Here is a 3,598-nt window from a genome sequence, read left to right on the forward strand (position 1 = left end):
TTTTTTCCAGCCCCACCCCGCCATCCCCAAGCAGCGTTCGCCCGTGGGCTCGGAGCTGTGGATAAGCGCCCGAGCCCGTGCTCGCCGGCCCCGAACGGCGCGCCCTGGGCGGCGGCGATCCGTTCGAGGACCGCCTCGGTCCGGGGATCGCGCGGGGGGGCTGCGGCGCGCGGCGCCGGGATCTCGTTCCGGTCGGACAATCGGGGTCGTGCTTTCGATGGGGGCCGGCGCGAGCCGTAGCACGGCCAGGCGCCCGGCGCCGACCCAGCCAGTGCGCGGCGTTTGCCGCACGCAGCTGAGCGGACCCTTTCGCGCCGACGAAGGGTTCTTCCTCGAGGATCGCGAAGGTTGGAGTTTCGAGGATGACGGATTCGGTGCAGCTCGATCCCTACGAGGGGCCGGCCGGCGGCTGGGGGTCGGCGAAGTCGCTCACCGAGATCCTCCTGCGCGAGCAGATCCCCGTCACCGGCGGCCTGATGCTGCGCCACCAGAACAAGCCCGGCGGCTTCATGTGCGTCAGCTGCGCCTGGGCCAAGCCCGGCAAGCCGGCGGTGTTCGAGTATTGCGAGAACGGCGCCAAGGCGACCGCCTGGGAGGTGACGCGCAAGCGCATCGGCGCCGAGTTCTTCGCCGCCCACACGGTCACCGAACTCACCGGCTGGCGCGACTACGACCTGGAGGAGCTCGGGCGCCTCACCGTACCCCTGCGCTGGGATGCGGCGAGCGACCGCTACCTGCCGGTCTCGTGGGATGCCGCCTTCGCGGAGATCGGCGCCGAGTTGAAGGCGCTCGATCCGAAGGCGGCTGTGTTCTACGCCTCCGGCCGCGCCTCGCTCGAAACGTCGTACATGTACGGCCTGCTGGCGCGGCTGCACGGCAGCAACAACCTGCCCGACTCGTCGAACATGTGCCACGAATCGACCTCCGTGGCGCTTCCAGAAAGCATCGGCTCGCCGGTCGGCACGGTGCTGCTTGAGGCGTTCGAGCACACCGACTGCATCCTGTTCTTCGGGCAGAACCCCGGCTCGAACGCGCCGCGGATGCTGCATCCGCTTCAGGAGGCGAGCCGCCGCGGTGTCCCGATCATCACCTTCAACCCGTTCCGCGAGCGCGGGCTGGAGCGCTTCACCAACCCGCAGGCGCCACTCGAAATGCTGACGAAGTCCGAGACGCGGATCTCGTCGCAGTACCTGCAGGTCAAGGCCGGCGGCGATTTCGGGGCGATCTACGGGATCTGCAAGGCGCTGCTGGCGCTCGACGACGCGGCGATCGCGAGCGGCGCCGAGCGCGTGCTCGACACCGCCTTCATCGCCGAGCACACCCACGGCTTCGAGGCGTTCGCAGCCTCGGTCCGCGAAAAGTCCTGGGACGAGCTGGAGCGGCGCTCGGGCCTGACCCGCAAGGCGCTGGAGCAGACGGCGGCGACCTACGCCAAGGCGAAGGCGACGATCGGCGTCTACGGCATGGGGCTGACCCAGCACCGCATGGGCGTCGAGACCGTGCAGGCCCTGGTCAACCTGCTCTTGATGCGCGGCAACATCGGCAAGCGCGGCGCCGGCATCTGCCCGGTCCGCGGGCATTCCAACGTCCAGGGGCAGCGCACGGTCGGCATCACCGAGAAGCCGGAGTTGGTGCCGAACGACAAGCTGCGCGAGCTCTACGCCTTCGAGCCGCCGATGGAGAAGGGTCTCAACACCGTCGAGGCCTGCGAGGGTATCCTCGACGGTTCGGTGAAGGCGTTCGTGGCGCTCGGCGGCAACTTCATCCGCGCGGTGCCGGAGACCGCGCTGATGGAGGAAGCCTGGAAGACGCTTCGCCTGACCGTCCAGATTTCGACGAAGCTCAACCGCAATCACCTGATCCACGGCGAGGTCGCCTACATCCTGCCCTGCCTCGGCCGAATCGAGATCGACGAGCAGGCCGGCGGGCGGCAGGCGGTGTCGATGGAGGATTCGACCGCCTGCATCCATGGCTCGAAGGGCTATGCCGAGCCGGCCGGACCCGAGCTGCTGTCCGAACCGCGCATCGTCGCCGGGATCGCCAAGGCGACGCTGACGCCGAACCCGCGGATCGACTGGGATCGCTGGGGCGGCGACTACGCCAGCGTTCGCGACGCGATCGAGGCGACCTATCCCGACCAGTTCAAGGACTTCAACGCGCGGATGTGGACGCCCGGCGGCTTCCGCCGGCCGATTCCGGCCGCCGACCGCACATGGAAGACCGATACCGGCAAGGCGAACTTCGTCACGCCGCGCAGCTTGTCGGCCGACCTTGACACCGAGCAGGCCGACCCCGAGGTGATGCGGCTCATCACCATGCGGTCGAACGACCAGTTCAACACCACGATCTACGGCTACGACGACCGATTCCGCGGCGTGAAGGGCACGCGGATGGTGCTGTTCATGAACCGCGACGACATCGCCCGCCTCGGCCTGCGCGACGCGCAGACCGTTCACCTCGTCGGCGCGACGGACGACAAGGTGGTACGGCGGGTCGAGGGCTTCCGGGTGCTGGCCTACGACATCCCGACGGGCTGCGTCGGCGGCTACTACCCCGAGTGCAACCCGCTGATCCCGCTCTGGCACCATGCCGAGCGCAGCAAGGTGCCCGCGGCGAAATCCGTGCCCGTGCGGATCGAGGCCGCTGCGGCCTGATCCTAATCCCGCTGGGCCGGCGCGCCGAATGCGTGTCGCCGGCCCGAAAGTCTCAGCCTTCCGCGTGCATCTCCGGCGCCATGTAGGGCCGGCCCTCGGCGGTCAGCGCGCGGTCGACCGCCTCGATCGCGACGAGGATCCGGGTCAAATCCTCGGCCATCGACACCGGCGCAAGGTCGATGCCGGAGAGGCGCTTGGCCATGGCGTTGCGCTGCCGCGCCAGAACCGTGCGGGCACGGTGGAGGTCTTGGATCTCGTCGGTCGTCATGGCGTGGCGTCCCCCTTGGCCCGGAACCGTCCCGGGCGGGCAGCAAAAAGCCCCGCGACCGTATCGGTCGCGGGGCTTCTCGTCATATCGGCCTCGAAACGCTTACGGGCAGGAGTGCCGCGCGCCGTCGTTGCCGAGGTAGGTCTGCGAGCGCACGTCGTAGGAGCGGAAGCGCTGGATGCAGTAGCTCACCGATTCCTGCGGGCCGGGCGCCACCTCGGTCTGCACCTCCGTGTAGGCCGGAGCGTAGCCGTAGCCGGCCGGCGCGTAACCGCCGTAGTAGTTGTCGTCGTAGCCGTAGCCGCCGTAGCCATAACCGAGGCCGCCGCCGATCAGAGCGCCGGTGGCGAGGCCGAGCCCGAGGCCGGCCGCGCCGTAGCCGAGGCCACGACCGTAGCCGCCGCGGTACCCGCGACCATAGCCGGCGCCGTAGCCCCGGCCGATCCCGCGGTTGGCGAAGCCGCCGTTGCCGACGAAGCCGCCACGGTTGGCAAACCCACCACCGACGCCACGGTTGGCGAACCCACCGCCGAAGCCACGGTTTGCGAAGCCGCCGCCCACGCCGCGGCCGGCGAAGCCTGCCCCGCCGATGCCGCGACCGCCGCCGAAGCCGCCGCCACCAAAGCCGCGGCCACCGCCGAAGCTGCCGCCGCCGATGCCATGGCCGCCACCGAAG

At 69.8% G+C, this 3,598-nt stretch carries 3 protein-coding genes; 1 reads left to right on the forward strand and 2 read right to left on the reverse strand.

Annotation, left to right across the window (positions count from 1 at the left end; all coding sequences use genetic code 11):
* Nucleotides 1–362 precede the first annotated feature (362 nt).
* Nucleotides 363–2,654, forward strand: coding sequence for an FdhF/YdeP family oxidoreductase (locus FV229_RS25945; RefSeq protein WP_147754680.1), 2,292 nt, complete (start codon nt 363–365; stop codon nt 2,652–2,654).
* 52 nt (nt 2,655–2,706) lie between these two features.
* On the opposite strand, the gene FV229_RS25950 is transcribed toward FV229_RS25945, so the two are convergent.
* Together FV229_RS25950 and FV229_RS25955 are read right to left on the reverse strand one after the other, a co-directional pair.
* Nucleotides 2,707–2,922, reverse strand: coding sequence for a hypothetical protein (locus tag FV229_RS25950; RefSeq protein WP_147754681.1), 216 nt, complete (start codon nt 2,920–2,922; stop codon nt 2,707–2,709).
* 102 nt (nt 2,923–3,024) lie between these two features.
* On the reverse strand, nt 3,025–3,598 hold a 574-nt coding region (locus tag FV229_RS25955), incomplete at its 5' end, for a BA14K family protein (RefSeq protein ID WP_147754682.1).

The sequence above is a fragment of the Methylobacterium sp. WL120 genome, from assembly GCF_008039465.1.
Taxonomy (GTDB): Bacteria; Pseudomonadota; Alphaproteobacteria; order Rhizobiales; family Beijerinckiaceae; genus Methylobacterium; species Methylobacterium cerastii.

Excerpts from the sequence above, each read along its gene's own strand:
- FV229_RS25945 (WP_147754680.1), top strand. The coding sequence starts at position 363 with ATGACGGATTCGGTGCAGCTCGATCCCTACGAGGGGCCGGCCGGCGGC.
- FV229_RS25950 (WP_147754681.1), bottom strand. The coding sequence starts at position 2,922 with ATGACGACCGACGAGATCCAAGACCTCCACCGTGCCCGCACGGTTCTG.